Source organism: Halorussus halophilus, from assembly GCF_008831545.1.
GTDB classification, from domain to species: domain Archaea; phylum Halobacteriota; class Halobacteria; order Halobacteriales; family Haladaptataceae; genus Halorussus; species Halorussus halophilus.
In genome coordinates this window covers 2,062,628-2,089,180 of the sequence record NZ_CP044523.1, presented here as the reverse complement: position 1 = coordinate 2,089,180, position 26,553 = coordinate 2,062,628, and the positions used below count along the sequence as shown (strand labels likewise).

The window sequence follows — 26,553 nt, the reverse complement described above, 5'->3', positions numbered from 1 at the left end:
TATGCGAATCGTAGTTCTCGGCGCGGGCTACGCCGGATTGACCCTCGCTCGCAAGTTGGAGCGCACGCTCTCGGACGACGTAGACATCGTCGTCGTGGAGAAGACCGGCCGCCACCTCGTCCAGCACGAGATTCATCGCGCGATTCGGCGGCCCGCCATCGCCGACGACATCGTGGTCGATTTGGTGGACGTACTCGACCGCGCGGATATTCGACAAGCCGAAGTCACCGACGTAGACCACGAAGAGAACGTCGTCACGCTCGCCACCGGAGACGAAATCGAGTACGACTACGCTGCCGTCTGTCTCGGTGCCGAGACTGCCTTCTACGACCTGCCGGGCGTCGAAGAGTACGGGACGCCCCTCAAATCGCTCGAAGACGCAGCGCGAATCCGCGACGGCTTCTTTGACGCACTGGAAGCAAATCCGGAGGGCCACGTCGTCGTCGGCGGTGCGGGACTCTCAGGGGTACAGGTCGCTGGCGAACTCGTGGCACTCGCCCGCGAAGAAGACGCAACGGATGCAGTCACCGTCACGCTCCTCGAACAACTCGACAGCGTGGCTCCCGCGTTCCCCGAGAACTTCCAAGAAGCCGTTCACGAGGAACTCGAAGACCGGGGCGTCGAGATTCGAACCGGCACTGCAGTCGCGCGCGCGACTCATGACACCATCGAGTTAGAAACAGGGGAAACAATCGACTACGACCAGTTCGTCTGGACCGGTGGCATCCGCGGCCCCGACGCACTCCACGGCGAGCGCCCGGCGGTCCAGAACACCATGCGCCTCGGCGACGGAACCTTCGTCGTCGGCGACGCCGCGAGAGTCGTGGACGCCGACGGCGAACCGGTGCCAGCGAGCGCGCAGGCCGCCGTTCGAGAGGCCCGAGTCGTTGCCCAGAACATCGCCCGACTCGTCGAACAGGACGACTCCGACGTGTTCGAACCGCGCCTCGAACGCTTCGCGTTCGACTCGCCCGGTTGGCTGGTGTCCATCGGCGACGGCGCAGTCGCGCAGGTCGGTCCGACTGTCCTCACGGGCACGGCCGCGAACGCCCTAAAGACGACCGTCGGCGCGGGCTATCTCTCCTCGGTCGGTGCCGTCAGAAATGCGGTCGAACTCGTCAGTGGCGAGTTAGGACACGAACACGAGTCGTAAAACCGCAAAAAGCTGTAGCGCCGATTACAGACCGGGGACGCCAAGCGCCGACGTGTGAATGACGCCGAAGATACTCAGTGCGTACAACACGACCCACGTCGTGAGGTAGGCTACTAGGCCGATGCCGACTGCGTTGGCCCAACCGCCGGGGTAGCGAGCGTTGACGATGTACACCCACGCGACGAGCGCGAGCAGCGAGCCGATGACGCCGCCGAACGGAAGCACGAACGAGACGAGTCCCGAGACGAGCCACCAGACGAGAGACCCGACGAGGGCGGTGATGATTGCGTACTCGTAGTCTTGGATGTCAGCGATGACGCTCGCCCCGACGTAGATGCCGAACGCACCGATGAGGAGGCTCACGACGAAGCCGACGATGAGGTCGAGGACTGCCATACACCTCTTACTGCTGTCACCGACCTCTTATATCTGGGTGTCTCGGGCGACAGCGTGCGCCCAAGTGACACAGAAGAACCAGGAGACTCTCAGGCGCGCTCTTTCTCGCGTTCGGTGTACTCGCGCGCACTCTCTGGCGTCTCGGTCTCCAGCAGTTTCTCGACTTTCTGTTCGAACTGCTCGTCGCTCAACTCGCCGCGCGCGTAGCGGTCCCGGAGCGAGTCGAGCGCGTCCGTCTTCGATTCCGGCGCGGTGGCTCGCGTCTCGCTATCTCCGTAGGCGTGTGAGCGGTCGTCGCTTCGCGTCTCTGTGCCGACCCCGAACTCTTGGGAGAGCAGTTTCGCAATCGGAACGACCACCGCGAAGCCGACGACGAAGACGACCCAGAACCAACTGTAGCCCATGAACAACGCGGTGAGACCGAGCCCGAGGACGAGGAGCGACGCGAGTTGCGCGAGCGGTGGGTCCTCGTCGTCGCCCCACCCGTCAGAGTACGGCTTGCCCATGTGAACCGCTACCGTCGTGGCCGCCAAAAAGGTTGCAGTAGACGAATTTCTATTCTGTTGGTTTCTCTCCGTCAGTGGGTTTAAGTTACTGGACCAACCTGCGGCCTGCATGGCACGCGACACGGCACTGTTTGACAAGGCACTGGCAGGAGCGGTCGGACTCGCGGCTGGGGCGGTTATCGGCGCGCACGCGCTCCGATACTACCGCGACGAAGACGACGCGAGCATCGTCTGTACGGAATGTGGTGAATCCATGGAAGTGGACGACGTTCTGGACCCGACGGTGACCTGCGCTTGCGTCACGGCGCAGGATTGGAACGGCTACTAAGACCCCTCTTGCTGTAACCACACCTATGGACGAAGCTGACCTGCACGAGCGATTAGAGATGCGTCTCACGAGTCACGGCGTCTACGTCACCGACTTCGAAGTGACCGACGAGACGCTCAGCATCGAGTACGAGACTGCGACGCCGGGCGGCGACGGCGTCCCGCACCGCGAGATGGGCCGCGTACTGAACCTGCTGTTGGACGCCCAGAAAGAGGAGTGGGAACCCCGAGACGTGGAAGCTACCGTGTTCGACATCGACAGAGAGGAGACGGGAAAGCGCGGCACGTGGCACGCAGAGCGCGACTGGCTCCTCGCCCACGAAGATGGAGAACTCTCGGAGGTCGAACTCTCCCAACGAGTGCTGGACACTATCGAGGAGACGTAGCTACTAATCGTTCCAGGAGACGTAACGACTGCTCGGCGACAAACTGCGCGAAAATGTGAGGTGGCCGCGTCAGAACTGACGCGAAACGCCTATCGCCAGTCGATCTTCGCCGCGGCGAGGATGACCAACAGGCCGAGGAACGCGACCATCAGCCACTGGCCGGTCTGGGAGCCGAGTGCGTCGGCGACCATCCCGAGCAGCGACACGCCGACGGCCTGACCGAGGCCGAACAGCACGACGACCACGCCAACCAGCGCGAGCAGCCACTGAATCGTGGCGTGCGCGAACCAGTCGCCCGGACCGTGGTCGTCCTGTCGGTTCCGCTGACCTTGCGCGCGGTTCTGGCCGTTGCGGCCCTGTGCCGTTCCGCCGTCGGAACGGACCGCACGCGAGTCGTCCTCGCGTCTCGAACCGTCAGTTGGCTCGTTGTGCGAGTCGGTATGACGGGCGTCCCCGCGTTCGTTCGTATCGGACATACGGTGACACCTCGTCTTGCAGTAGTGGGTTCGGGTGTAAAGTTATAGGGCGAGTAAAAATCGGATAGTTCGCTCCCGTGACGCCAACGACATCGTTCCGCTCCGTTTCACACGGCGCAGAAACCGCAGGCAGACGGTCGGATATTCTCTCCTCGTGAAATGTCGCCGCCTCGAACGAACGCTGACCGCCTGCGTGTGTCTCAGTCTCCCACACCACCGAGCCCTTTTTTGAACGAGGTCGGTTCTGTCGAGACATGACTGAGACCACTACGCCCACCGACGCTGCCGCGCTCGAATCGTATCTCTCTACGGAACTCGGCGTCGAAGTAACCGAAACGGAGTTACTCAGCGACAAACTCAATCTGATATTGGCTATTTCGACCGAGGAAAAGGAGGACGCCTACATTTTGCACAGTCCGCTCAAGTTGAGAGACACCGAGTTGTTCAACGAGTTGCGACAGGAGTACGACGTGCTACGGCGACTCGAAGAGACACCGGTAGACGCACAAGTCCCGGTGCTGTTCTGCGAGGACGAGTCGATTCTCGGCGACGAGTTCTTCGTCACCATCTATCTCGACGGCGAGACGATTCCGTTCGGGACCGACCTCCCCGAGCGATTTCGAGTCGCGGATGCGCGCCGGAGCGTCGCCGAGCAACTGATAGACACGCTCGCCGAGATACATTCGCTCGATACCGACCCCTTCGAACCGATTTGCGACCGTCGAACGCCACGTGAGCAGGTCGTCCGCGCCACCGAGCGACTCAACGAGGCGACGAGCGTGACGGGCCACGAGATTCCGAGGCTTCGGTCGGTCGGCGAGTGGCTACAGGACAACGCCCCCTCGAAGCCGGAGACCACGCTCGTCCACGGCGATTTCAGACCTGGGAACGTCCTCTTCGCCGGAACAGACAGTCCCGAAATCACCGGCGTCCTCGACTGGGAGACTGCGATGCTCGGCGACCCGCTGACCGAACTTGGCTACCTGTTGCTCCGCTGGCGCGACGACGGCGACCCGACGCTCTCGCTCGCCGAACTCGAAGCGAAGTACCCGAACGACGACGCCGTCCAGCAGTTGCAGGACAGAAACCAACACGGGATGGCTCCGTTCACGGCGAAGCCCGGCAGTCCCACCAGACAGGAGTTAGTGGCCCGCTACGAGGCCTCGACGGGCATCTCGTTCGAGAACGACCGATTCTACAGAGCGCACGCGGCGTTCATGCTGGCGACGGTCTGGGCGGACCTGCACCGCCACGAAGTCGCGGCCGGAGCGGCCTCTAATCGAGAGCCGTACGTCGATTACATGTCGCTGGTCGCAGAGAGTATCGTCGATGGGAAAATCCCGCTATAAAACTCAGGAGCGAAGCCCCCGGGTTTCGACTACTTTTCGCACCGCCGCGTAGCCGACTAGTGAGAGTCCGACGTACACACCGACCATCGCGTGGGTCAGCGAACTCGGACTGCCGATGGCCAACTTCGCCACCGTGTTCGCGGGCGACTCCGGCAGGAGGTACGTCGCGCTGAACACGACCAGCAGTCCCATCGAGAAGAGGAACTGCGCTTGCTTGCGGTCCCGCAGGTGGAGCGCCAGCAACGCGCCGAGCGCGACGATGGCAATCGAGAACGCCGTCACGAGCAGGAGGATTTCGAGCGGGTTTCTGACGGTCGTGCCTTGGAACGAGAGCAACACGAGCCACGTCCCGGCCTGCAACGGCGCGAGCAGTCCCATCGCGAGTAACTTCCCGTCCACGATGTCGGTACTCGTCAGCGGCGTCACCCGAAGCAGTTCGAGCGTCCCCCGGTCGTACTCCTCGGTGATGGCGTCCACGGTGGTACTCCCGCTGAGGAACACCGGCAGGAACGTGAGCAGGGGCACCAGCACCGTGTACGTGAAGCTGAAGTACGGACTCGAACCGGCGTCGGGAACTGGATTCACGGGTTGCCGGTCGAGGCGGGAACTGAGTCGCTGGCGCTCGCGCTGTTCGAACTGGTCTAGCACTTCCTTCAACTGCGTCACTATCAGCGTCGTCTGGATGTTGCCGTCCGGCGCGATAGCATCGACCTGCGCGCGGCCCCTCGGCCCGCGCTCGACCACCAAGACGGCGTGGACATCACCCCGCCTGAAGTCCGCCATCGCGTTTTCCCTCGTATCGTACTCGACCGCTCGCCAGCCATCTTCGCGCAGGATGACCGGTTCGATGTCCTCGCCTGCCTCGCCCGTGACGCCGAACTCCACGACGAACTCGCCGGAGACCGAACCGGGGTCGTACAGCGACACCAGACCGACCGCGAGGAACGACGAGAACGCCGCGATGAACAACTGGATGAGAATCGCCAGCACGATTGTCTTCTCGCTCCGGAGCGAGGCGAGTTCCCGCCGCGCGACGGTCAGGCGCTTATCCAAGGGCGTTCACCACCGTTAGGTTGTACGCCGCGTGAACCAGCGTCGCGGTGACGAGCGCCACTCCGTACCAGTACTTGTCTTTGCTCGCGCCGTAAGCGGTGACTGTCGTCGTAACGGTGTGCAACGCGAGCGGCGCGAACAGCAGACCAGCCAACACGAGCGGCGACGTCTCGACGCCGATACCTGTGCCAGAGAGGAACGCTGCCCGCCCTACATCGAGGTCCTGTAGTCCGACGACTTGCACGACCGCAGTGGCTTTCTCCCCGAGGAAGAAGCCCAGACCGCTGAGGAACCCGAGGACGAGGACCATCTTCCCCGAGCGCTCGAACCGGGAGTGAGCGAACCCGGCGTAGATGGGCGCGCTCTTGGCGACTTCCTCGATGGGGGCGATGGCGAGCAAGAGGAGAGGAATCGAGAGTTCGACCGGGAGTGCGTAGAGGGACGCCACCGCGAGCAGTTCGCCGACGAGGACGAACGGAATCGAGAGCGCGCTGAGTTTCGCCACGCTCCACTTCCCGGAAATCTGGCTGTCGAGCGCGTCGAGGGCCTTCAGCGGCACCGGCCGCTGGGTGAACATGTCCTCCTCGCGGTAGACGCCCGCACCGAGTGCGAACAGCATCCCGGCCGTGAGATACAACGGAAGCGTCGAGAAGGCGTACTCTGCCAGCGGGACGCCCGACCCACGGAGCGCGCGCACGACCAACGTCAGCGGCGAGATAGCCGCGATGGGATGGACGTCCGTGAAAATCGCCGGGATGAACGCGTAGGCGGTGAGGAACACCGACAGCGACACCGTGACGAAGGTGAGTTCCTTGAACGACCGGGCGAACATCGCACCGACGAACGCGCAGGCGAGGAAGACGAGCGCGATTGGGACGACGGCAGAGACGGAGAGGAACGCCGTGGAGGCAACCGCCAGCGCGCCGCCGTCTGCAACCGGCGTCAGCATCGTCACGCCGACCGCCGTCACAGTCGCAATACCGACCATTCCCACGAAGTACGGCAGGGTCTTCCCAGCGATGATGTCGCCACGCGAGACGGGCGAGACCAGCAGGAGTTCCCCGCGGTCGTTGATTCGCTCGTCGATGACGCTACTCGCGTAGGCCTGAATGACGAAGTTCATCGGCAACACGAACGCGAACGCCAGCACGAGCGACTCGAAGGGGAACGGCGGCGAGATGGAAGAGGGCGTGTTCGACTTGCTGTCGTCGCCGAAGATGGACGCGCTCTCACTACCGACCGTCGGCGGCGGGTTTTCGCTGTCGCCATTGCCACCAGTTCCTGTGCCGGACTGCGTTTGCCTGCCGTCGCCGTTGTTGGTTCCATCGTCGCCCGACCCACCGCCCAGACCGGTCTCGCCCTCTCCCGGAGTACGGGTCGTGACCTGCGAAGGGTCGCCAGCGCCGCTACCGCCGCTCGCACCCGAGAACGCGCTCGCGTTCTGTTCGACGTAACGCAGACTGACGTTCACGGGGAACGCCGCGGCCTCGTCGGCTTCGTGACGCATCAACTCGTCGTTGTACCACTCGACGGTCTTGCGGAACTCGGAGAGGGCGGCCCTGCCCTTCGGGTCGTCGTCCCAACTGACGCGACCGGGCGGACAGTTCCCCATCCGCTCTGGGCAGACGAAGATATCGACTTGGTCGGACCTGAGCGCGTCCACGCTCGGTTCCACGGCGACGAACGTGCCGTCGGCCCTGACCGGGTCGTAGTACGGACTCTCCTCGGAGACCGCGACTTTGTAGATGCCGTCGTCCAGCGTGACGCCCTGACTAGCGACCAAGGGCACGAGTCCCGCCACGATTGCGAGCAGGACTCCGACGGCGACCAGCGTCCGACGGTCGATTTGGCCGCTGTTCTTGGTGACTTCCCAGCGGGCGATGCGGAGCGTCTTCCGTAGCTTCACGGTCGGCCCTCCACCGCCGGTTTCTCCTCGGCCAGTTCGAGGAAGATGTCTTCGAGGCTCGGGGTCTCGGTCTGGATATCGACCACTTCGCCGCCCGCGGCAGTCGCCAACTCGCGGGTCTCCTCGACGCCGTCCATGCTCTGGACGGTCCGACGGTAGTGGTCGTCTGCTTCGTCTCCTTCGCTTTCAACTGGTTCCCCATCCTCGACTGGTTCGGTAGCTTCCACTGGTTCGGCACCTTCGACTGCCACCGTCGTCGTCACGTGGTACGTCGTCTGACCGTACTCCTCTCGGATTCCCTCGACGCTCCCGCGCGCGACGATTCGACCCTCGTTCATCACGACCAGTCGGTCGCAGATGCTCTCGACGTGGAAGAGGTTGTGCGCGCTGAAGATGATGGTCTTGCCCGATTCGGCGAGGTCACGCGTGAACTCGATGATGTAGTTCGTCGTCAGGGGGTCCAGTCCGCTCGCCGGTTCGTCGTAGATGAGCACGTCCGGGTCGTTGACCAGCGAGCGCGCGATAGCGACCTTCCGGCGCATCCCCTTCGACATGTCTCCGAGTCGTCGCTCGCGGTGGTCGAGTTCGAGTCGGTCGAGGGTGCGATGGATTCGCTCTTCGGCAGTGTCTGCGGGCACGTCGTAGAGGTCCGCGAAGAATTTGAGATACGAGAGCGGCGTCATGTCTTCGTACAGCGGCGACTCCTCGGGGAGGAAGCCCAGATGCGTGCGCATCTCTGGGTCTTGCGCGTCGTAGCCAGCGACTTCAGCACTGCCGCTGGTCGGTTCTACGAGACCGGCGAGCATCTTCAGGGTCGTCGTCTTCCCCGCGCCATTCGGGCCGATGACGCCGAACACTTCGCCCTCTTCGACGGCGAAACTACTCCCTTCGACGGCGGTGAACCCGCCGTACTCTTTTCGCAAGTCGTCTACTTCGAGCATTCGAGATGTTGGTCACTCTCTACGGGGGTACCTTCAGTGTGTGGGTCACAGCAGGCGTCGGTGTTTGTTGCCCCACAGCCGCGGAACGCACGGAGGCCAATACACTGATACGACAGTCACGAATAGTCTGAAATATGTTCAGTTCGGCGCGCAGAGACCGAGAGACGCCAGCGCGTCAGAAGAATCCCGGACGCCGAAGGCTTTCGGTACGCCGGGAGGTCCGACCGTGACCAGTCTCTTCGAACGCGCGGTCGGCGACGACTGGAGCAACCTCCACCCAAAACTCCGCGAGCGATACGGCCTCGTCGCCGACGACGACCGCACAGCAGTCGGGCGCGGAACGATGACGCGGCTGACTCGCGGTGCGCTCGCCTTGCCGATACTCTACTTGGGTACCACGCGAAACCTCCTGTTCCCCGAGGATGGCAAGAACGTCGCCTTCGAAATTCGGTCAGAGGCGTTTACAGATGCTCGGGGATTCGAAGCACTCACCCTCCGCCGACGCTTCGAGACCGACCCGGTACGGCGGTTCGACGACACGATGCGATGGAACCCCGAGCGCGACTGCATCACCGATTTCCTCGGCACCGACGGCCGACTCGTCTCGGACCTCCACATCGCCGTAGAGTCCGGTGGTCTCGCGCTCGAACTCGGCGACCAGTGGCTTCGCGTCGGGGAGCGATACGTTCCGATTCCGGACCTGTTCAGCGCCGAGGCGTCCCTGCGGGACTGGTACGACGACTACGCCGACTGCTTTCGGGTCGGCGCGGCAGTGACGAATCCCATCGCGGGCCACGTCTTCGGCTATCAAGGCAGTTTCCAGAACAGTTGGGGGGAAGCGAGCCTAGACGCCGAGCGCGTGACAGACCCCACGCTCCGCGAGGTTCGACTGCCAGGGGCAAGGCGATGACTGGGAGCCACATTGAGCAGCGCGTCAGCGAGACAACTGACGCGACGGCCGACCTGCACCCGCGAATCACTGGCATCAGAGTGACCGACGTGAGTGGGATAACAGGCACACTGGTCTGGGTTGCGCTCGCCGTGCTGACCGTCTGGTCTGGTTTCGCGTGGCTCTCGTTACCCGAACTGTTCGTCTCGCTCGCCGTCCTCGTCCTCGTTCCACTCGGACTCGGAATCGTCGGGGCTGGCTTCCAGTACGAACAAACTCCGCTCGCTTACCGCCTCGCCGTCTCGGGACAACTTCCGGCCGCGCTCGCGGCCGTCGGCGCGCTCGCGCTCCCAGTCGGGACGATGTCGGCAGTCGCACTCGCGCTCCCGTGGCTCGCCGTCACTGGCTGTGTCGCGCTCGTCGGCGTTCACCGTCTATTCTCACGTGGAGTCACAGCAGGGCCGCTCCCAGAACTCGCCGCCGACGCCGCACTGCTGTACGTGCCGGTCGGTGCCGTCGCACTCGTTCTGCACACCGCCGACGTCACGTTCCACTTCAAACCGATAATCATCCTCCTGACCGTCGTTCACTACCACTACGCGGGCTTCGTCCTCCCGCTCGTCGCTGGCATGGCAGGACGAATCGTCGCCGACGAGCAGGGTCACTTCGGTGAGACGCTGCTCGGCCGCGCGATGGCCGCGACGACTCTCGTGGTCGTCGTCAACCTCGCGCTCATCGCAGTCGGCATCACGTTCTCGCCGCTGGTCGAGGTGGTCGCCGTCGCCTTCTTTACGGTGGCCGTAGCGATTTTTGCACTTTGCATCCTCTTCGGCGTCGGCCCGCGAGTCGGCCGCGGACGACGAGTCTTGCTTTCGATTGCGGCGCTGTCTATCGTCTGGACGATGGCGCTTGCGCTCGCCTACGGCTACTCGGCGTATCCGGGGACGCCCGAACTGCTCACGCTGAACGAGATGATTCTGCGCCACGGAAGCGTCAACGCCTTCGGGTTCGCACTTCCGACACTGTTGGCGTTCCGGTGGCGGACTCCTCGAAGGAGGTAATCGGGACTTCAAGCCTTTTAAGGTCGTTCACCGCCCAGAATCGGGCATGACTGACCAAGAGCTACGCAAGAAGGCCCACGACCTCGACGTGACCGTCTGGGTCGGCAAGGCCGGAATCAGCTCCGTCACCGACGAACTGGCAGACCAACTGAAAGACCGCGAACTCGTGAAGGTGAAGTTCTTGCGCGCGGCCCGCGGCGGAACGACGACCGAAGAGCTGGCCGAGGACCTCGCCGAGCGCGTGGACGCCGACCTCGTGGAGACGCGCGGGAACACCGCGGTCCTGCACTAAGGCATGGCAGACGTCCAGCCGCTCCCGTTTCTCGAATTTCTCGGTCCCGAATACTCCCAAATAGCGACGCAAGCAATCTACTTCGTCGTCGCGTTCGCTGGTCTCTACCTGCTCGGACGAATCGCAGTCATGCCGCTCGTCCGGAAGTTCCTCTACAGCAGGGAGATGGACGAGCACGCTCGCAAGCCCCTGCTGAAGGTCACCCACATCCTCGTCGGCTTCGCCGCCGTCGGCGTCGCGTTCGCGCTCGCCGGGTTCGGCAACATCGTGACCTCGATTGCGACTGTCGCGGCGGCCGCCACGCTCGCCATCGGTTTCGCGATGCAGGACGTACTCAAGAACTTCGTCTCGGGTGTGTTCATCTACACCGACAAGCCGTTCCGCATCGGCGACTGGATAGAGTGGAACAACGGCACGTACGAGGGCATCGTGGACGACATCGGCCTGCGCGTGACGCGAGTTCGAACCTTCGACAACGAACTGCTCACGGTGCCGAACTCCCAACTCACCGAGAGCGTCATCAAGAACCCAGTCGCCAACCAGAAACTCAGACTCCAGTTTCTGTTCGGCATCAGCTACGACGACGACATCGGGCGAGCGCGCGACATCATCGTGGAGGAAGCCGAGAACCATCCCGGAATCATGGACGACCCCGCACCGAGCGTCCGACTGACCGAACTCGGCGACTCCTTCGTCGGCCTGAAATCGCGCATCTGGATAGCCGACCCCTCTCGGAGCGACTACGTGAAGATTCGTGGCACGTACGTCCAGAACGTCAAGGAACGCTTCGACGCCGAAGACATCACCATCCCGTTCCCGAACCGCACGCTCAGCGGCGCTATCGAGATGAGCAACGTGGACGGCGTGGTACAGGCGACCAGCGACGATTGAGCGTCACTCTGATTTTCCTGAGGTGATTTCGGGGCGGAATTTGTACTCGTTGAGCAAGAAGAAGGCCCCCGCAACGATTTGGAACGCGCCAGATAATAGGAATCCGTCCACGCCGAACAGGAGGAAATCCGAGCCGTAGCTGAGCCCGAGCCAGAGGTTGGCGAGGCCGATGACGAGGAACGCCAGTCCAATAGTTACGCTCCACGATTTCATCACTCGGTCGGGAGTCAGCCACTCAACTGGAGCCATCTGCGGTCTAACGACGACGTTCGTTGCCAAAGATGTCACTGACGAGACCACAGCACACCTCGCATAGATTTACGCATCGAACATTGTAGACGAACAACTCAAGCAGTGACTCCCCGGACAAACTCCACTTTCGTGCATCTTCACTTTCCACGCTAGCACCAGCGTTCCCACCGCGAGCGCAGGCGGCGCGCTCTGCGCGCCGCGTTTCGCGGCATTCGCCGCTCCACTTCGAGATTCCTTCGGAATCTCGCCGAGCGAGCGCGTCCGAGGAACCGTCGGAAGCGAGCCTACGGCTCGCTGGAGGCGGTGACGAAGTGATTTTCATCAACGTTTTTATCGAGCGGTCGCCACAGCGACCGCTCGCAATAAAAAGGTTGTAGGGTATGAATGGGTGGACGGTCGGACTTGCCCGGCGTTCCGTACTGGGGAATCCCGGTCGCGTCCTCCACCCCGCAACCCTACGAGCGGCAGCTGTCCAGTGGTCCGCTGCTCACTTCCGTGCCTGACGGATTGCCACCGGCAAACTCCGACTGTAACGCTCCTGCGAGCGTCCGTCGGAGACCGCTGTCCCCGTAGGACGAGGCTTCTGTGTCGGCTTCCGGGGCCCGGTACGGTCTGACCGGACGCCTCCGGATTTCGGCCCCCGCTGAAGACCATAGGCGGGTGACGAGCAGGGCCTAACTGCCCGGCCTAGTCCACCTCATACTATCCCCCTCGGACTTAAGGACCTTTCGTCTCAGAATCGCGGGAAGACGAGGCGGTGAACGAGACCCATCAGACGACGAAAAAGTGAACGAGCAGGTTCGAGAGGAGGACGAACAGGCCGAGACACAGACAGACTGCTCCGCCGACGCGAATCGTCTGGCGCAGGTTCGTCGTCACGCCGGGGACCAGCACGAGCATCGCCGCGGCGAACCCTTTCACAAGGACGAGTCCAGCGAGTCCGACTTCGGCGACGACGGCCGCAACGACTGGATTGACCTGCTGGCCGAGCGCGACGCTCATCCCGATGGTCAGCGCGTCGCCGACGAGGACAACGAGGAGCAGTCCGAACACGAGCGGCGAGACGTAGTCGCGCCACCGCCGCGAGTCGCGGACGACGTACTCGCGGTCCTCCCCGTCGAGAAATCGGTCGTCGCGGAGCATCCACTCGCGTTCTGTGGGCGAGGAGGTCCTCGGTTGGTCGCGACGTGCGTCTCGGTTCGACACAGACTGTACTACGACGGTACGGGGCTTTGTTATGGAGTTACTGAACGGAGATTAAGGGGTTGTTACACGGTGATAGAACGTCACTGTGCCGGTCACAGCACCTCGTTCGCGTACCACCCACCGCTCGCCGCGACCAGTAGCGTCGCCGCGAGAAGGAGCCATCGGTGGTAGTCGAACGTCGCTTCGACGGGGAAACTACCGACGAGTTCGCCCGCCGCGAGTGCCCACCAGAGCGTGAGGACGGCCATGAACCCACCCAAAACGACCGCCGCGCCTGCCGCTGTCGGTGGGTCGGTCCGACCGTTGCGCCCCGCGGCGAAGACGATGACCGACACCATGGCGAACAGACCGACGACGAGATGCACCGGGACCGGCGTCGGCGACCCGTAGTAGACGGCCACGTTCGGCCCGGAGAGATAGAAGTACGGGACGGCGACCACTGCGAGGACGACTACTGCGGCGACGATGCCGAGCGTCGGCGCGCGCGTCTCCAGTTCCTGCGTCATGTGTGATACATCTGGGCGTCCGGGTAAAAAGGCCGACGGCATGGCTCGGAAATCGAGTCGGAAAAGTGACGTAGCGGGCGACACAACTTTTCAACATGGGATTTGGCAGCACCGCGAAGAAGGTCCAGAAATTGGCCGACACCGCAGAGAAACTCTACGCGAAACTCAACGAACTGCGCGAGCAGGTCGCTGAGATGCGCGACACGCTGGAGACGACGAGCGACCGCGTCGAGGCACTGGAAGCGGAGAACGCCGAGCAACGTGCGCTCATCGAGGCACTCGCCAAGGAGGAGGGCATCGACGTAGACGACGTGGTAGAGGACGTGGAAGTGCCGGAAGTCGAAGAGTCGGACGCCGAAGAATCGGACGCGACGGCGGCGGACGACTAAGTTGGGCGACGACTGGTTCGATTCTCCTTCGAGATACAGCAACCGTTAACCGACCCCGCAACATTTGCCCCGAATATGACAGCCCACGGGACGCCGCTTTCGTCGGTCCTCGACACAGTCGGGGAGACGCCGCTCGTCCGCGTGCAGTCGGCCCCCGAAGCGGTGCCAGTGTACGCGAAGTTGGAGTCGTTCAACCCCGGCGCGAGCGTCAAGGACCGCATCGGCCTGTACATCGTCGAACAACTGCTCGAACGTGGGGACCTCGAACCCGGCGGTACGGTCATCGAACCGACCGCCGGAAACACGGGCATCGGCTTCGCTATCGCCGCGGGACAGTTGGACGTGAACGCCGTCTTCGTCGTCCCCGAGCGATTCAGCGTCGAGAAACAGCAACTCATGGACGCACTCGGCGCGCGCGTCGTCAACACGCCCACCGAGGACGGCATGGGCGGCGCAATCGACCGGGCGCACGAACTCGCCGAGGAAATCGACGGCGCGGTCGTCCCCCAACAGTTCTCGAATCCGCTGAACGTCGAAGCCCACTACGAGACCACCGGGCCGGAGATTTTCGACGCGCTGGATGGGGAGGTCGGTGCAGTCGTCGCGGGGTGTGGCACCGCAGGCACGCTGATGGGCATCGCCAAGTACGCGCTCGACCAACACCCCGACACGCACGTCGTGGCGGTCGAACCCGAGGGGTCGCTGTACTCCACGACGAAGGGCGCGGACGCCGAAGAAGACGAGTACAAAATCGAGGGCATCGGCACCCACGACACGGACACCAACGAACTGTTCGAACCGGAGTTGGTGGACGAAATCATTCAGGTCCCCGACCGGCGCGCCCACGACGAACTGAAGCGACTGGCGAGTGAAGAGGGTCACCTCGTAGCGTCGAGTTCCGGCGCGGCGAGCGTGGCGGCGCGCAACGTCGCCGAGCGAATTCGAGACGGTGAGATAGACGTTCCGTACGACTCGGTGGCGACCATCTTCCCCGATTCGAGCGAGCGGTACCTCTCGAAAGGCATCTATCGCTCGTTCGAGGAATGGGAAGGGTAGCGCGAGAACGACATTTGAGTGTAGTTGCGTTACTTCTTGAATTTCGGTGGTAGTTCCGTAGAAGGTTGTGAGTCATAGAAGCGTCCTGCTCACACGTCACAAATGAGAACCGCACCGCCTGAGCCACATCCTCCCCAGATGATTCCTTCGTTCGCACCTCCGGTGCTTCACTCAGTCATCCCTCGCACGAACAGTCACTGTGGTCGTGCAAAGCGCGTGACCACCGCGACTGCGAGCGCGGGCGGTACCGGAGGGGCCGCCCCAACTTGGTGCGAGAGATGAGAATCACAGCGCGAGCGGCGCAACGTGTCGCGTCGCTCGAACCCGAGAATCGCAGTCGGTTGGGGAGGCGTGTGGACGTTGCGGTCTCACTTGTGACGGCAACAGTGCTGTTCTCGTCGCTAGTTGGCTCTCTATCACCAAACTCGTCTGCCAGCAACTGGCTTCGAAAATCAACTGGTGAGTTACCGCACCAAAATCCCTCAGACCCTCGTTTCAAGCCACTAGCCGCTGATGTTCGACTTTCATGCACTTGTCTTGGACCACGCGCTTGCCTGCATCCTCTGCCTTCTCCGCGGCCGCGTCGTCCCGAATTCCCAGTTGCGTCCAGATGACCTTCACGTCCTCGCGCTCGATTGCTTGGTCTACGATGCCCGCGACTTCCTCACTCGGGCGGAACACGTCCACGATGTCGATGTCTTCGGCCACGTCCGAAAGCGAATCGGACACTTCGCGGCCGAAAATCTCGTCGGCGTAGGGGTTGACCGGAATCACGTCGTAGCCGTGGTCGCGCAGGTACTTCGGAATCTCGTGGGCGTCTTTCCCTTCGGTACTCGAACAACCGACCACTGCGACAGTCTCCATTCCCAGAATCTCGCGCAGTTCGGCGTCGCTATCGACTGGCATAGCCGAACCGACGACGCCGACCTGCAAAAGGTTGCGGGCAGGGTGCGAAACTGGCCGATAGTTGGCGCTTTTACGGAACGGGTCGCCACTCCGAACCGCCGCCGACGCCGGTGAGTCGAAGTTCAGTCTGGCGGTCCTCGCCCTCGCGGAGCTCGATTTGGCCGTCGAACAGTTGCTTGAGCGTACTCATCGTCTGGTCGTCGTGGGCCGTCGAGTCGATGACGAACACGCCGAGGGCGTCCGCGCTCTGGACGCGGCCGGTGAACACGTGCAAGAATCGGAAGACGGTTTGGAGGTCCGAGTACATCAACAGCGTCGAAAGCGAGTGAAGCAGGATTCGGTTCCGCTGGACGCTGCGCTTCTTGTAGAACTCCTGTAAGAATTCCGAGAGCTGAATCCCGATGCCGGTCATGTCCACTGGAGAAGAGGCGTACTGAATCGAACTGTCCGAGGAGGGGTTCATTCCCTGCTGCTTAGAGACGCAGTCCACGATGCCGATTGGACCGCTCTCGCGTTGGCCAAGCTTGTCGCTCAGTGCGTCACGCATACTCTCGCCGCCGTCCTTCGTGGTGACGATTATCGCACCGTCGCCCTGACGACTGCCGTGAGCGAGAACGTCGAGCGCGAGCGTTCGTTTTCCCGTCATCGGTGGCCCGGTAATCAGGAGGTTCGTCCCTGGTTCGACTTCGACCCCCTGACAGGCCTCACCCAATCCGTACATGGCGGTTCCTCGCAACAGAGTGACACTGGGCGCGTGGACCGGCAGACGCTACCACAGTTTCGTCTGGCAGTAAGATACCTCGTGTCACTTATATTCTTTTTGATTGCTTACTGAGACACGGCAGACGCGACGAATCCCGCGGAATTACTGTCGAATTCAGGTCGTCTCGTGCGGGTCCACTCACGCCCGAAGCCCGTCGATTCTGTCGAGCGACTGCTCCCGGATGTACTCGATGGCGATGCGTGTGAGATGGTCGTCCACCGCGGCGGCCGCCCGGTCGAGGTAGGCTTCGACGATGCGACGGAGCGTCTCGACGCCTTCGGCACGACTGTCTGCGATGTTCAGTTCCGCGGTGACGGGCGTCAGTTGCGTTCCCTTGTCTTCCGGATAGTCGTCGGTGTCGTCCAGTCCGATTTGAGCTCCGATGACCATCAAGACGATAGCCCGCTTGAACCCGTCGCCCAAGTCGAGTCCGAGGTCGGCTTCGTACATGTTCAGCATGTCCTCGTAGAGGATACCGACCCGGGCGTACTGCGTGGCGAAGTACGGAATCTCGAACTCGTCGCCGAACAGTGCTTCCCCGCTTTCGGCATCGGCGAACTTGTACTGCTCGCGGATGTCTTCGGCCGCGTCGGTCCGCTCGTCGGCGGAGGCTTCTCGGTAGTTGTCGAGCAGTTCTCGGAACGTCTGGTCTTCCTCCTGATGGCGCTCGGAGAGTTCGACCGCGTGTTCGTAGTACGTCCGCACCGTCTCGGGCGTGTCCTCGTGGTCGAACCACGATTCGACGTCGTCCTGCAAGCTCTCTTGGGCGAGTTCGGCGACCTGCGGTCGCGGTTGGAGGTTCGTCTGGAAGTCCTCGTACTCCTCGTCGTTTATGGCGTCGCGCATGTCGCCGTCGAGGAGCGCGCGGACGATGTTCCGCGTCGTCTCGCGGCCCTGCGCCACGAGGTCGCGGTTCACGTCGCCAACGGCTCGTGAGACCGGTACGTCCCCCGCGACGACGTGGATTCGCGCGAGCGTCAGCATCGCAGGCAGGACTAGTCGCGTGTCGTAGTCGAACCGTGCCTGCTCGTTTTCCGCGCCGGGAACGGGATTCAGCTCGCCGTCCTCGCGGGCTTGCTGGAGGTCCCGCTCGACGCTCAGAAAGAGTCGCTCGGTTATCGACGCTATCTCCGACTCGACTTCTTGGCGGAGCAGTACCATCGACAGCACCCGCGGGTCGCGTGACTCCGCGAGGGTCGTGTAGAGTGCCCGCGCTGTCGCCGGTATCCGGGACCGAACGCTACCCATCTTGTCGGAGAGTCGCCCGTCGCGCTATTTGAGGATTGTGTAATCGCTGTCGGAGCGCCCGAACGCAGCGGACGACGCCGAAACGAGCCGCAAACGAGCTTTTTATGTATCTCACGTCGGCTGTTCAGCGTAATGAGAGACGCGGACGCTGGCGATAACTGGCTGAGTCGGCTCCAAGCCAGACTGACTCGCGCGGACGACACTGCGAGGTCGGTCGGTCGAGTCGCACAGGCCGGAAAGCTCGCCGCTCGGACGCTCCTGTCGTTGGACACGAATCCGGTTCCGGCCGACTGGACCCACGTCACGAAGGTGGACCCGGAAGACGCGAAGAAACTGCCACTACTCTATCCGCTCTACCTTCGCCACTCCAGTGCCGTCTCTGTTGGCGGTTCTGCGGACGTGACTGTCAAGAACACTAAACAGACGTTCTCGCTCCTCGAACCGGCGTCGGTACCGGTGTTTCACGAACCGAGCGGGCCGAGACACGTCACGCGCGCCTCGCGCGAGCAGGCGGAGTTCCTCGCTATCCCCGAGGTGCTGAACGGCGACTCAGAGTCGCTCGTCGGGCAACTCGGCGCGGGCGTCGAACACATCCGCGAGGAGCTAGCCCCCGAACTGCTCCGCGAGAAGGTGCCGATACTCCCCGAGAGCGTCGAAGACAAACTCGCCGAGTTCCTGACCTCGTGGCTCCTCTCGGAAGCCATCTTCGAGGCGTACATCATCCAGAACCCGGACAGCGCGGCCGCCAGAGAGGCGAACGTCGAGGAGTCGGACCTGCTGTCGCCCGCCGAAGCGAAGCGTCACGCGATGGCCGCGGAGTGTCACCTCGGAAGCGAACTCGTCTACCTCGAATACTCCGGCACCTACGGCGGCGAGGAAGCCACCGAAATCCTCGACGCCATCTCCGCGGGCACCTCGTGGTCGCGGCTCTGGTACGGCGGCGGCATCGACTCACGAGAGTCGGCAACGGCGATGCTGGACGCGGGCGCGGACGCCGTCGTCGTGGGCGACGTGTTCCACCGCGTCGCCGACGAAGAGGTAGAACTCTGTTCACGGGCGTTGGACGACTTGGGGAACAACACCGACGGCGAATCCGTCCGCGAGTGGGTCGCCGAAACGGTCGAAATCGGCGACTCGGCCGCGGCCTCGTACCTTTCGACGATTCCCTCCGTTACCGACCCCGAATCCGTCGCCCAGCAGTATCTCGTGGCGACAGTGCAGACGTGGCTCGACTTGCACGCCGTAGCCGACGAGAACGAAGCGACGAGCGAAACTGAGCTTCGACGGACACTTCGAGCAGGCGAAACGTCGGTGCTCCCAGACGCCACGAGTGACCTCGACGCTGGCGACACCGAACTGGTCCGGCGTGGCCTGCTCGCCCTACTCGCAGAACACACCGACGTGGCGGGATTCGAGGCCACCAGAACCCACCTCGGGTTGTCGCTGTCGTAGCGTCGTTATTCTCACCGTAATTACTGTTTTAGCGGGTGTGAAACAGTGGGGCAGCGAGCGTCTGCGATAGGACAGTGAAGTGGCTCTCGGTGAAACGAATCAAAACGATGTTTAGCCGAGCTATAGTAAACTGGATAGGTCACGTTGGAACGAATAGTGATTCAGGTGAGTCTCGCAGACAAACTTTCGAGCGTGGTCCGTGACACCCAATCGGAGGAGACGTACGAGTGCGTAAACTGTGAGTCGCGGTTCGTCCTCGACCGCCAGACCTGTCCCGACTGCGGCGGTTGTACCATCGACCGCATCGAGTGGGACTCTGTTCTCGCCGAGTGAGTTTTGTCACGACGGGGCACGCCCGGAGTGAAACCACTGTGTTTAAATTGCGCGCCGGATTACGCAAGAGTGCGGGCGCTTAGCTCAGTCTGGACAGAGTACTTGGCTTCGGACCAAGCTGTCACGGGTTCAAATCCTGTAGCGCCCACTCGTTCTTCGAACAGTACGATTCCAATGGACGTGAGTACGTCTCGAATGCCGAATCACGGCGACGAACAGTAACTGTCGCTCACTGTCCAAAGCTACGACTCGTATGGATACCGCGCCTGCGAGCCACAGTCACACGTAATCACGACGTGTCCGTCTTGTAGCCGAACACGCGCATTCTTGCCGGGGCGCAGATACCGGTCACAGCTATCACACGTAAATCGTTTGAACTCTCGCGGGAGGGAGACGCGATTGCGCTCGGCGAGTCGGCGTGCGAGGCGGACGTACTCTCGGGCGCGGTCGTCGTTACAATCAGCGGCGGCGTCACGCGCGAGCGATGCGAGGCGCTCGATGCGTTCTTCGGCTATCGTCATGTGGGAATGGGGGGTGGGGGTTTCCGGGGCGAGACAGGATAAGGATAGAAGGAATCCTGTGTAGCCCCATTGGGGGCAATACCACGAATAGGTAAAATAACTTTTGGTTTCGGTCATCTACGGGGGTGAGTAGTGGTGAACGCGTCGGAAACGACGCTCTCGGAACAGTTCCCGCGTTTCGGTACAGTTTTCCTCCGCGCGCGTCTCCGAGCGAACAGTGCGCGCGCTCAACTATCTCGAACTGGAGTCGCAACTCGACCGGAGCGGCATCGGCACCGCCGCCGACCACCAGCGGAAGGCACTCGAATCGACCGACGTGGAAGTCGTCACGACGCCGTGGACGAGCGCCGCCACCGCGCTCTCTGGGTCACCGTTCCGAGAGTACGACGTGGCCCACTGCAACCTCATCGGTCCCGGTTCGATCGCCGTCGCGCGCCACGCCAAGCGCAACGACATTCCGCTCGTCCTCCACTCGCACGTAACCCGCGAGGACTTCGCCGAGAGCTTTCGGGGGTCGAACCTGCTCGCGAAACCGCTCGGTCGCTATCTGAAGTGGTTCTACTCGCAGGCGGACCTCGTGCTCTGTCCGAGCGAGTACACGAAGTCGATTCTCCAGTCGTATCCCGTAGACGCGCCGATTCGGCCGATGACGAACGGCGTAGACGCCGACTCCTTGTCGGGGTTCGAAACGCTCCGCGAAGAGTACCGCGAGAAGTACGACTTGGAAGGGATGGTCGTCTTCGCCATGGGTAACGTCTTCGAGCGCAAGGGACTGACGACGTTCTGTGAGTTGGCGAAGGCAACGAGCTACGACTTCGCGTGGTTCGGTCCCTACGACGAGGGACCGCAGGCGAGTTCGACCGTGCGCAAGTGGACCCAGAACCCACCCGAGAACGTCACGTTCACGGGGTGGATAGACGACAAGCGCGGCGCGTTCGCGGCGGGCGACGTGTTCTGCTTCCCGACGAAGAACGAGAATCAGGGCATCGCGGTGCTGGAAGCGATGGCCACCGGAAAGGCTGTCGTCCTGCGCGACATCCCTGTCTTCGAGGAGTTCTTCACGCACGGCGAGGACTGTCTCAAGTGCGATAGTTTCGCGGAGTTCGGGCGGGCGCTGGAGTTGCTCGAACGCGACCCCGGGTTGCGGGAGCGATTGGGGAAAAACGCCGAGGAGACCGCCGCCGAACACAGTCTGGACGCGGTCGGCGAACGACTCGCGGCGACGTATCGGGAACTCGTCTGAATCTACTGTCTGAACTCCTCCTGCGAGCATCTCCCTCAGACGCCGAAGTTCCCGCTGGTCGTGATGTCCGAGTTACTAAGTCCCCACAGTTCCGCGTTGACGAACCGACAGCCAGTCATGTACAGGCCGTTCTCCGCGCTGTCGTAGTTGTTCGTGCTGAACCGTGCAGTCTTGTCAGACGTGCCTTCGAAGCGCGTGTTGACGAACGTGTTGTCCGACTGTCGGAGTTCGACGATGTGGGTGCCACACGAGACGCGGATTCGACTGCTCTCCATCGTCACGTGCGAGGCGTCGATGGCGACGCCTTCGCGGTAGCCAGAGCCGTCGTACGAGCAAATGAGGTCCAAGTCTCGAATCGTCGTCTCGTCGCGGTTGATTTCGACGGAGAATCGGGGTGCTTCATCGCCAGCGTCGTCACGAATCGTGACGTCTTCGAGGACCACCGGTCTGTCTGGCGTACTCGACCCCTCGGTCACCTCGATGGCGTGGCCGTCCTCCGTGAAGGAGTTCGGTCCGACGTAGATGTCGATGCTCTTCGCGGCGGCACCGTTGGCGTCGGAGTTAATTCGTAGCAGGTCGTTTTGGGCTTCCTGTCCGTCGATGCGGACGTTCTCCGCGAACGGCTGGAACCCCTCGTAGTCGTCGGACGACCCGGCAAGCCAGAGCCCGGTACTGCCGTAGCCGACGGAGTTGGCGTTGTCGATGACGATTTCGGAATCGTGACAGACGTCGTTGACGCCCAATCTGACGTTCGCGCCGCCGTTGTTCTTCGCGGTGCAACCGTGCAGGACGTTGCGACCCGGCGAGTTCATCACGTAGAAGCCGTTGTCGATGAAGCCCTCCACGTAACACTGGTCGTAGATTTTCGTGCCGTGGTGTTTCGGGTCGGAACTGAAGGGAATCGCGTGGCCGACTTCGTCTTTCGAACTCCATTTGGTGCCGCCATCCGGCTGTTTGACGTTCCGCATGAAACAGACGCCCGTCTCGTTGGCCATCTGGACCTTGAACGAGAACCGCTGGTTCGTGTCGTGGTCCACGCTCCCGTCGCCGTTCCGGTCTTGGTACTTCGAACGCGACCCCGAGACAGTGACGTTCTCGACGAGTGTGTACTCGCCGATGACCGACTCGATGGTCCCGGCGTCGATGGTGGTGTCGCCGTCGTCAGTGATGTCCACGGTGAAGTTCTTGACGACCAACCGTTCGGGCGGCGTGTACTCGCCGCCGAGTTGGAAGAGCAGATTCATGTCGGGGTCGGTCACGTTCAGCGTGGCGTGCGGTTTCCCGACGAATCCGAGCGCTTCGAAGTCGGTCTTGTTCAGCGTCGTATTCCACGTGTAGGTGCCGTTCGGGAACGTGAACAGGTAGTTCGCCGAGGAGTCGTTGCCGACGAACGAGTCGATTTCGGCGGCCACGTCGGTGCCGGAACCGGGCGAAACTCCGAGGTCCGCGCTCACGTCCACGACGTTCCACCCGTCCACGGAAAGACCACCTTCGATGGAGGTGTCCGTGCCAACTTGGACGGGACCACCCTCGTGGCCGCGAACGAGGTAGTCTTGGTTCTTCTCGTCCCAGAACTGGACCTTGCCGTCGCCACTTCCGTTGGTGATGAACGAGGCGTACTTGTTCTCGGCGTGGATGTCGTCGCCGAGGTAGATGTCGTCGGTATTGACGATGTCGTAGCCGCCCGCGTCGAGACTCGCGGCCATCGCGTTCGAGCCGTCGATGTGGAGTGATCCGTCAGACGCACTCGCGGTTCCAGTACTCGGTCCTGCCAACCCGAAACCGAGTCCAGCCAGACCCGTCAGTGCCATCACGTCTCGGCGAGAGACCGTTTCGTCCGTGTCTCCTGAATTGTCCTCTTCTTTCGTCATCTCAACTAATATATTTAATTATGGATAAAAATTACTTTTGGCTGTAATACTATAGAATTATTCTTTGGTCGCCCGTTCTACTGGCGACAAGACGAAGACACAAACCCTTAACATCCACTGTGCAAAGGTCGGGACGATGAGTTATCGGGTCGCCGCGTTCACGGACACCTACCTGCCGACGGTCAACGGTGTCACCTACACCATCAAATCGTGGCGAGAGTGGTGGGAGCGGTCGGGGAGTAAGATGGACGTCGTCTACCCGAGTTCCGACGGCCACCGCCCAGAGTCGGGCGAACACCCCATCCGAAGTCTTCCGTTTCCGTTCTACGACGGCTACCGCCTCGGAACGCCCCGAATCCCAAAGGCGGTCCGAAACGCGGAACTCGTCCACGCACACACCCCGTTCTCCATCGGTCTCGGTGGCCTTCGACTCGCGCGCGACCGCGACATCCCGTTCGTGGCCTCCTACCACACGCCGACCAGCGAGTACGCCGACTACGTGTCGCCGACCGATTCGGTCGCGTCGGTCGTCAGCAAGGTCAGCGAAGCGTACGAGCGCTGGTTCTTCGGGCGCGCCGACGCCGTCCTCGCGCCGAGCGAGGCGACTCGCGACCACATCCGCGAGGAGGTCGGCGTAGACACGCCGGTCGAAGTCGTCCCCAACGGCATCGACACCGAACGGTTCCGCCCAGTCGAGACCGACGACTTCCTCGACCGCCACGACCTCCGTGGCGACCGACCCCTCGTCGGCTACACCGGCCGCCACGGCTACGAGAAGCGACTCTTCGAACTGATCGATGCGGCCGCAGAGATGGACGTTACCGTCGTCTTCGGCGGCGACGGACCGGCCCGCAGAGAGTTAGAGCGGCGGGCCACCGACCGCGGTGCAGACGCGCGATTCCTCGGCTTTCTGGACCGCGAGGAGATGCCAGCGTTCTACTCCGCGCTCGACGTGTTCGCGTTCCCGAGTCCCGTCGAGACGCAGGGGCTGGTCGCGCTGGAAGCGAACGCCTGTGGCACGCCGGTCGTCGGCGCGAACGCGGGCGCGCTCGAAAACACCATCGCGGACGGCGAGACGGGCTATCACTACGAGAGCGGCGACGTAGACGACTTCCGAACGGCGATTCGCCGGACGCTCGGCGAGTGCGAGACGCTGCGGGAAACCTGTCTCGACCGGCGTGAGGAGTTCAGCGTCGAACACGCCGTCGAGCGGTTGGGCGACGTGTACGAACGGGTGTCCGCAGAGACGACGTAACCGGTCGCGACGACTCCGGTCGTGGCTGACCCGTTAGTATAAGTCCTCTCGGTGAATCCAACGGATAGTGTCTATTTCAGACGCGGCGATAGGTGCCGGATTCGACGCGTTCCCGAGCCAAGTTGCGATACTCGACGCGACCGGTCGAATCGTCTACACGAACCGCTCGTGGCGGGAGTTCGGAGCGAACAACGGCGGGTCGGGAGAATCGGTCGGGGAGAACTATCTCTCGGTCTGTGAGGCGACGGAGGACGACAACGCGACGGTCGTCGCCGACCGCATTCGGTCGCTCCTCGACGACGACGAGCAGGTTGTGGCAGTCGAGTATCCGTGTCACGCGCCCGACCGAGAACGGTGGTTCACCATGCGAGCGACGAAGTTCGACCACGCCAACGAGACGTATCTGCTGGTCACGCACGTCGATATCACCGAGCGAAAGCTCTCAGAGCAAGCCGTCCGCGAACAGAACGACCGACTGGAGACCGTCGCCAGCGTTCTCAGCCACGACCTTCGAAATCCACTGAACGTCGCGCTCGGCCGGGCACGGATGATGGAATCCGAACACGGTGAAGCGGTCGTTCGGTCGCTCGAACGCATGGAGGACATCGTCGCGGACGCACTCGTCCTCGCCCGCGACGAAGACGCGACGAACTGTGGCCCGGTCGAGTTGCGCGACCAAGCCGAACGAGCGTGGGAACACGTCGAGACTGACGACGCCAGTCTCGTCGTCGCCGACTCGTTCACCTTCGAAGCGGACTCGGACCTGCTCGGACACGTGTTCGAGAATCTCTTTCGTAACGCGATAGACCACGCCGGGTCGGGCGTGACCGTCACTGTCGGCTTACTCGATAACGAGTCAGGGTTCTTCGTGGCCGACGACGGGCCCGGCATCCCGGAAGACGAACGCGAAACGGTGTTCGACCATGGATACACTACCTCCTCGGAGGGAACTGGGCTCGGACTCGCTATCGTCCAGCAAGTCGTGGAGGCTCACGACTGGACGGTATCGGTAGACAGCGGCGCAGAAGGAGCCAAGTTTGACGTTCGAACTTAGAGTTCGACTCGCTCGACCAGTTGGTCGGCGTCGTCCCTGATATTGACCGCGACGATTCGGATGTCTTGTTCGAGCCCCGAATCCTGTAGTTTGGCCTTCAGCAAGTTGTCCACCTGATAGACGCCCGCGGCGTTCAGCATCTCGATTTCGACCAGCACGGGCACGGTGTCGCCTTGCATCAGCGAGACGCGCTGAATCGCCTGACTGGAGACGGTGTTGATGCCGCGGCCACCCTTCTCGTAGGGGATGCGCGAGCGACCCTTCTCCATGTCGAGGGCGTCCGCGACGCGGACGACGCCCGCTTCCGTGGTGAGCGGGTCTTCCTCGGTGTGGTGACAGAGGATGGCGTGCAGCACCTCGCCCTTCACGCGCACCACGTCGCCAGTGTCGTAGAAGTTCGGCAGTATGCGGTCGAGCAGGTCTGCCGCGAGCGGAATCGACCAGTAGGCGTGGTCGTCACGGTGGACGACGTGACCGATGTCGTGGATGGTCGCCGCCAACGCGACGATGACGCCCTCGTCTTCCTCGTCCAGTCCTTGCTGGGCCGCACCGTTGAACTCCACGCCGCCAGCTTTCAGGAGGTCGTACAGCGCCAAGGCACGGTTGCGGACGATTTCGATGTGTTTGCGGCCGTGGTCGTTGTACCCCTTTCGCGTCACGGGGTTGATGTTCTGAGCGTCGAGATACGCCTGAATCTCGTCGTCGTTCGCCATGAACTCCAGCATCTCGTTCAATCGCTCGTCGGGGAACGAGTGTTCGTCCTCGGGGTTGTACTCCCGATGACGGTCGCCAGTCTCTTTCTGTTCGCTCATACCACCTACGAGGAGTCCCAAAAGAAAAAGCCCTCGGCCACGGGAAGAGTTCGTCGGAGA

The 26,553-nt window shown here is 62.5% G+C and carries 30 protein-coding genes, 1 tRNA gene and 1 other RNA gene; 16 read left to right on the top strand and 16 right to left on the bottom strand.

Going from position 1 to position 26,553, the window contains the following annotated elements; genetic code table 11:
- The first annotated feature begins 1 nt into the window (after position 1).
- Positions 2 to 1,153 carry an NAD(P)/FAD-dependent oxidoreductase gene (locus tag F7R90_RS10335; protein WP_158057369.1) on the top strand — a complete coding sequence of 384 codons (1,152 nt, stop codon included), beginning with the start codon at positions 2 to 4 and terminating at the stop codon, positions 1,151 to 1,153.
- A 24-nt stretch (positions 1,154 to 1,177) separates the two neighbouring features.
- On the opposite strand, the gene F7R90_RS10330 is transcribed toward F7R90_RS10335, so the two are convergent.
- Positions 1,178 to 1,549 carry a hypothetical protein gene (locus F7R90_RS10330; protein WP_158057368.1) on the bottom strand — a complete coding sequence of 124 codons (372 nt, stop codon included), beginning with the start codon at positions 1,547 to 1,549 and terminating at the stop codon, positions 1,178 to 1,180.
- A gap of 89 nt (positions 1,550 to 1,638) precedes the next feature.
- Positions 1,639 to 2,055 (bottom strand): SHOCT domain-containing protein, encoded by a 417-nt coding sequence (locus F7R90_RS10325; RefSeq protein ID WP_158057367.1) that lies wholly within the window; start codon positions 2,053 to 2,055, stop codon positions 1,639 to 1,641.
- A gap of 109 nt (positions 2,056 to 2,164) precedes the next feature.
- Here F7R90_RS10325 and F7R90_RS10320 point away from each other — a divergent pair, with 109 nt between their 5' ends.
- Positions 2,165 to 2,383, top strand: a complete 219-nt coding sequence (locus F7R90_RS10320) for a hypothetical protein (protein WP_158057366.1) — start codon at positions 2,165 to 2,167, stop codon at positions 2,381 to 2,383.
- A gap of 25 nt (positions 2,384 to 2,408) precedes the next feature.
- Positions 2,409 to 2,768, top strand: coding sequence for a hypothetical protein (locus tag F7R90_RS10315; protein WP_158057365.1), 360 nt, complete (start codon positions 2,409 to 2,411; stop codon positions 2,766 to 2,768).
- A gap of 89 nt (positions 2,769 to 2,857) precedes the next feature.
- Here F7R90_RS10315 and F7R90_RS10310 read toward each other — a convergent pair whose 3' ends face one another.
- Positions 2,858 to 3,244 carry a hypothetical protein gene (locus F7R90_RS10310; RefSeq protein ID WP_158057364.1) on the bottom strand — a complete coding sequence of 129 codons (387 nt, stop codon included), beginning with the start codon at positions 3,242 to 3,244 and terminating at the stop codon, positions 2,858 to 2,860.
- 254 nt (positions 3,245 to 3,498) lie between these two features.
- On the opposite strand from F7R90_RS10310, the gene F7R90_RS10305 reads away from it, so the two are divergent.
- Positions 3,499 to 4,593: a phosphotransferase family protein gene (locus F7R90_RS10305; RefSeq protein ID WP_158057363.1), complete on the top strand. Its 1,095-nt coding sequence runs from the start codon at positions 3,499 to 3,501 to the stop codon at positions 4,591 to 4,593.
- Between the two features lie 3 nt (positions 4,594 to 4,596).
- Here the strand turns inward: F7R90_RS10305 and F7R90_RS10300 are convergent, their stop codons facing one another.
- The 3 genes from F7R90_RS10300 to F7R90_RS10290 are packed head-to-tail and all read right to left on the bottom strand — an operon-like array spanning position 4,597 to position 8,493.
- Positions 4,597 to 5,646, bottom strand: coding sequence for an ABC transporter permease (locus F7R90_RS10300; RefSeq protein WP_192498279.1), 1,050 nt, complete (start codon positions 5,644 to 5,646; stop codon positions 4,597 to 4,599).
- Positions 5,639 to 7,552 (bottom strand): ABC transporter permease subunit, encoded by a 1,914-nt coding sequence (locus tag F7R90_RS10295; RefSeq protein WP_158057362.1) that lies wholly within the window; start codon positions 7,550 to 7,552, stop codon positions 5,639 to 5,641. Before F7R90_RS10295 ends, F7R90_RS10300 begins: the two co-directional genes overlap by 8 nt.
- On the bottom strand, positions 7,549 to 8,493 hold the full coding sequence (locus tag F7R90_RS10290) for an ABC transporter ATP-binding protein (protein WP_158057361.1): 945 nt from the start codon (positions 8,491 to 8,493) through the stop codon (positions 7,549 to 7,551). The genes F7R90_RS10295 and F7R90_RS10290 overlap by 4 nt, the downstream gene beginning before the upstream one ends.
- 226 nt (positions 8,494 to 8,719) lie before the next feature.
- On the opposite strand from F7R90_RS10290, the gene F7R90_RS10285 reads away from it, so the two are divergent.
- From F7R90_RS10285 to F7R90_RS10270, 4 genes are read left to right on the top strand one after another with little or no spacing between them, the layout of a single operon-like run.
- Positions 8,720 to 9,403 (top strand): DUF4166 domain-containing protein, encoded by a 684-nt coding sequence (locus tag F7R90_RS10285; protein ID WP_192498278.1) that lies wholly within the window; start codon positions 8,720 to 8,722, stop codon positions 9,401 to 9,403.
- Positions 9,400 to 10,443, top strand: coding sequence for a YndJ family protein (locus F7R90_RS10280; protein WP_158057359.1), 1,044 nt, complete (start codon positions 9,400 to 9,402; stop codon positions 10,441 to 10,443). Before F7R90_RS10285 ends, F7R90_RS10280 begins: the two co-directional genes overlap by 4 nt.
- A gap of 46 nt (positions 10,444 to 10,489) precedes the next feature.
- A complete protein-coding gene (locus F7R90_RS10275) occupies positions 10,490 to 10,735 on the top strand; it encodes a YhbY family RNA-binding protein (protein ID WP_158057358.1) in 246 nt (81 codons plus the stop codon).
- Positions 10,736 to 10,738: 3 nt separating this feature from the next.
- Complete coding sequence (locus tag F7R90_RS10270; RefSeq protein ID WP_158057357.1) at positions 10,739 to 11,626, top strand: mechanosensitive ion channel family protein; 888 nt, start codon at positions 10,739 to 10,741, stop codon at positions 11,624 to 11,626.
- A 3-nt stretch (positions 11,627 to 11,629) separates the two neighbouring features.
- Here F7R90_RS10270 and F7R90_RS10265 read toward each other — a convergent pair whose 3' ends face one another.
- The 4 genes from F7R90_RS10265 to F7R90_RS10250 all read right to left on the bottom strand — a co-directional run bounded on the left by F7R90_RS10265 (position 11,630) and on the right by F7R90_RS10250 (position 13,590).
- Entirely contained in the window at positions 11,630 to 11,875 is a 246-nt protein-coding gene (locus F7R90_RS10265; RefSeq protein ID WP_158057356.1) for a hypothetical protein, read from the bottom strand.
- A gap of 389 nt (positions 11,876 to 12,264) precedes the next feature.
- An RNA gene (gene ffs / locus F7R90_RS10260) (signal recognition particle sRNA) lies at positions 12,265 to 12,576 on the bottom strand.
- A 73-nt stretch (positions 12,577 to 12,649) separates the two neighbouring features.
- On the bottom strand, positions 12,650 to 13,084 hold the full coding sequence (locus F7R90_RS10255; protein WP_158057355.1) for a hypothetical protein: 435 nt from the start codon (positions 13,082 to 13,084) through the stop codon (positions 12,650 to 12,652).
- A gap of 92 nt (positions 13,085 to 13,176) precedes the next feature.
- Positions 13,177 to 13,590, bottom strand: a complete 414-nt coding sequence (locus F7R90_RS10250) for a DUF7548 family protein (RefSeq protein WP_158057354.1) — start codon at positions 13,588 to 13,590, stop codon at positions 13,177 to 13,179.
- A gap of 95 nt (positions 13,591 to 13,685) precedes the next feature.
- Between F7R90_RS10250 and F7R90_RS10245 the strand changes: the two genes are divergently transcribed.
- Together F7R90_RS10245 and F7R90_RS10240 are read left to right on the top strand one after the other, a co-directional pair.
- Entirely contained in the window at positions 13,686 to 13,979 is a 294-nt protein-coding gene (locus F7R90_RS10245; RefSeq protein WP_158057353.1) for a DUF5798 family protein, read from the top strand.
- Between the two features lie 75 nt (positions 13,980 to 14,054).
- Complete coding sequence (locus F7R90_RS10240; RefSeq protein WP_158057352.1) at positions 14,055 to 15,035, top strand: PLP-dependent cysteine synthase family protein; 981 nt, start codon at positions 14,055 to 14,057, stop codon at positions 15,033 to 15,035.
- A gap of 495 nt (positions 15,036 to 15,530) precedes the next feature.
- Here the strand turns inward: F7R90_RS10240 and F7R90_RS10235 are convergent, their stop codons facing one another.
- The 3 genes from F7R90_RS10235 to F7R90_RS10225 form a co-directional block, all read right to left on the bottom strand.
- Positions 15,531 to 15,941: a CoA-binding protein gene (locus tag F7R90_RS10235; RefSeq protein ID WP_158057351.1), complete on the bottom strand. Its 411-nt coding sequence runs from the start codon at positions 15,939 to 15,941 to the stop codon at positions 15,531 to 15,533.
- A gap of 70 nt (positions 15,942 to 16,011) precedes the next feature.
- Positions 16,012 to 16,662 carry an RAD55 family ATPase gene (locus F7R90_RS10230; protein ID WP_158057350.1) on the bottom strand — a complete coding sequence of 217 codons (651 nt, stop codon included), beginning with the start codon at positions 16,660 to 16,662 and terminating at the stop codon, positions 16,012 to 16,014.
- Positions 16,663 to 16,842: 180 nt separating this feature from the next.
- The gene (locus F7R90_RS10225) at positions 16,843 to 17,952 is read right to left on the bottom strand and encodes a hypothetical protein (protein ID WP_158057349.1); all 1,110 of its coding nucleotides are present in this window, start codon (positions 17,950 to 17,952) and stop codon (positions 16,843 to 16,845) included.
- Between the two features lie 132 nt (positions 17,953 to 18,084).
- Between F7R90_RS10225 and F7R90_RS10220 the strand changes: the two genes are divergently transcribed.
- The 3 genes from F7R90_RS10220 (at position 18,085) to F7R90_RS10215 (ending at position 19,885) form a co-directional block, all read left to right on the top strand.
- Positions 18,085 to 19,404: a geranylgeranylglyceryl/heptaprenylglyceryl phosphate synthase gene (locus F7R90_RS10220; RefSeq protein ID WP_158057348.1), complete on the top strand. Its 1,320-nt coding sequence runs from the start codon at positions 18,085 to 18,087 to the stop codon at positions 19,402 to 19,404.
- A gap of 165 nt (positions 19,405 to 19,569) precedes the next feature.
- Positions 19,570 to 19,737, top strand: coding sequence for a hypothetical protein (locus F7R90_RS22170; protein ID WP_192498277.1), 168 nt, complete (start codon positions 19,570 to 19,572; stop codon positions 19,735 to 19,737).
- Positions 19,738 to 19,810: 73 nt separating this feature from the next.
- Positions 19,811 to 19,885 (top strand) — tRNA-Arg (locus F7R90_RS10215).
- A 94-nt stretch (positions 19,886 to 19,979) separates the two neighbouring features.
- Here the strand turns inward: F7R90_RS10215 and F7R90_RS10210 are convergent.
- Complete coding sequence (locus tag F7R90_RS10210) at positions 19,980 to 20,258, bottom strand: ribonuclease P protein component 4 (RefSeq protein ID WP_158057347.1); 279 nt, start codon at positions 20,256 to 20,258, stop codon at positions 19,980 to 19,982.
- A 217-nt stretch (positions 20,259 to 20,475) separates the two neighbouring features.
- Here F7R90_RS10210 and F7R90_RS10205 point away from each other — a divergent pair, with 217 nt between their 5' ends.
- Complete coding sequence (locus tag F7R90_RS10205; protein WP_158057346.1) at positions 20,476 to 21,501, top strand: glycosyltransferase family 4 protein; 1,026 nt, start codon at positions 20,476 to 20,478, stop codon at positions 21,499 to 21,501.
- Positions 21,502 to 21,536: 35 nt separating this feature from the next.
- Here the strand turns inward: F7R90_RS10205 and F7R90_RS10200 are convergent, their stop codons facing one another.
- Positions 21,537 to 23,372 carry a hypothetical protein gene (locus tag F7R90_RS10200; RefSeq protein ID WP_158057345.1) on the bottom strand — a complete coding sequence of 612 codons (1,836 nt, stop codon included), beginning with the start codon at positions 23,370 to 23,372 and terminating at the stop codon, positions 21,537 to 21,539.
- Positions 23,373 to 23,508: 136 nt separating this feature from the next.
- On the opposite strand from F7R90_RS10200, the gene F7R90_RS10195 reads away from it, so the two are divergent.
- Positions 23,509 to 24,627 carry a glycosyltransferase gene (locus tag F7R90_RS10195; protein WP_158057344.1) on the top strand — a complete coding sequence of 373 codons (1,119 nt, stop codon included), beginning with the start codon at positions 23,509 to 23,511 and terminating at the stop codon, positions 24,625 to 24,627.
- 67 nt (positions 24,628 to 24,694) lie between these two features.
- A complete protein-coding gene (locus F7R90_RS10190; RefSeq protein WP_192498276.1) occupies positions 24,695 to 25,681 on the top strand; it encodes a PAS domain-containing sensor histidine kinase in 987 nt (328 codons plus the stop codon).
- Here the strand turns inward: F7R90_RS10190 and F7R90_RS10185 are convergent.
- Positions 25,678 to 26,493: an HD domain-containing protein gene (locus tag F7R90_RS10185; RefSeq protein ID WP_158057342.1), complete on the bottom strand. Its 816-nt coding sequence runs from the start codon at positions 26,491 to 26,493 to the stop codon at positions 25,678 to 25,680. The two genes, F7R90_RS10190 and F7R90_RS10185, sit on opposite strands and share 4 nt — an antisense overlap.
- Between the last annotated feature and the right edge of the window lie 60 nt (positions 26,494 to 26,553).

Bases quoted from the DNA above. Each gene is read 5' to 3' on its own strand.
- F7R90_RS10250 (WP_158057354.1), bottom strand. From the start codon at position 13,590: ATGACGCAGGAACTGGAGACGCGCGCGCCGACGCTCGGCATCGTCGCC.
- F7R90_RS10200 (WP_158057345.1), bottom strand. From the start codon at position 23,372: ATGACGAAAGAAGAGGACAATTCAGGAGACACGGACGAAACGGTCTCT.
- F7R90_RS10240 (WP_158057352.1), top strand. From the start codon at position 14,055: ATGACAGCCCACGGGACGCCGCTTTCGTCGGTCCTCGACACAGTCGGG.
- F7R90_RS10270 (WP_158057357.1), top strand. From the start codon at position 10,739: ATGGCAGACGTCCAGCCGCTCCCGTTTCTCGAATTTCTCGGTCCCGAA.
- F7R90_RS10210 (WP_158057347.1), bottom strand. From the start codon at position 20,258: ATGACGATAGCCGAAGAACGCATCGAGCGCCTCGCATCGCTCGCGCGT.
- F7R90_RS10310 (WP_158057364.1), bottom strand. From the start codon at position 3,244: ATGTCCGATACGAACGAACGCGGGGACGCCCGTCATACCGACTCGCAC.
- F7R90_RS10335 (WP_158057369.1), top strand. From the start codon at position 2: ATGCGAATCGTAGTTCTCGGCGCGGGCTACGCCGGATTGACCCTCGCT.
- F7R90_RS10280 (WP_158057359.1), top strand. From the start codon at position 9,400: ATGACTGGGAGCCACATTGAGCAGCGCGTCAGCGAGACAACTGACGCG.
- F7R90_RS10315 (WP_158057365.1), top strand. From the start codon at position 2,409: ATGGACGAAGCTGACCTGCACGAGCGATTAGAGATGCGTCTCACGAGT.
- F7R90_RS10185 (WP_158057342.1), bottom strand. From the start codon at position 26,493: ATGAGCGAACAGAAAGAGACTGGCGACCGTCATCGGGAGTACAACCCC.
- F7R90_RS10265 (WP_158057356.1), bottom strand. From the start codon at position 11,875: ATGGCTCCAGTTGAGTGGCTGACTCCCGACCGAGTGATGAAATCGTGG.
- F7R90_RS10330 (WP_158057368.1), bottom strand. From the start codon at position 1,549: ATGGCAGTCCTCGACCTCATCGTCGGCTTCGTCGTGAGCCTCCTCATC.
- F7R90_RS10320 (WP_158057366.1), top strand. From the start codon at position 2,165: ATGGCACGCGACACGGCACTGTTTGACAAGGCACTGGCAGGAGCGGTC.
- F7R90_RS10235 (WP_158057351.1), bottom strand. From the start codon at position 15,941: ATGCCAGTCGATAGCGACGCCGAACTGCGCGAGATTCTGGGAATGGAG.
- F7R90_RS10220 (WP_158057348.1), top strand. From the start codon at position 18,085: ATGAGAGACGCGGACGCTGGCGATAACTGGCTGAGTCGGCTCCAAGCC.
- F7R90_RS10290 (WP_158057361.1), bottom strand. From the start codon at position 8,493: ATGCTCGAAGTAGACGACTTGCGAAAAGAGTACGGCGGGTTCACCGCC.
- F7R90_RS10275 (WP_158057358.1), top strand. From the start codon at position 10,490: ATGACTGACCAAGAGCTACGCAAGAAGGCCCACGACCTCGACGTGACC.
- F7R90_RS10230 (WP_158057350.1), bottom strand. From the start codon at position 16,662: ATGTACGGATTGGGTGAGGCCTGTCAGGGGGTCGAAGTCGAACCAGGG.
- F7R90_RS10325 (WP_158057367.1), bottom strand. From the start codon at position 2,055: ATGGGCAAGCCGTACTCTGACGGGTGGGGCGACGACGAGGACCCACCG.
- F7R90_RS10225 (WP_158057349.1), bottom strand. From the start codon at position 17,952: ATGGGTAGCGTTCGGTCCCGGATACCGGCGACAGCGCGGGCACTCTAC.
- F7R90_RS10195 (WP_158057344.1), top strand. From the start codon at position 23,509: ATGAGTTATCGGGTCGCCGCGTTCACGGACACCTACCTGCCGACGGTC.
- F7R90_RS10305 (WP_158057363.1), top strand. From the start codon at position 3,499: ATGACTGAGACCACTACGCCCACCGACGCTGCCGCGCTCGAATCGTAT.
- F7R90_RS10245 (WP_158057353.1), top strand. From the start codon at position 13,686: ATGGGATTTGGCAGCACCGCGAAGAAGGTCCAGAAATTGGCCGACACC.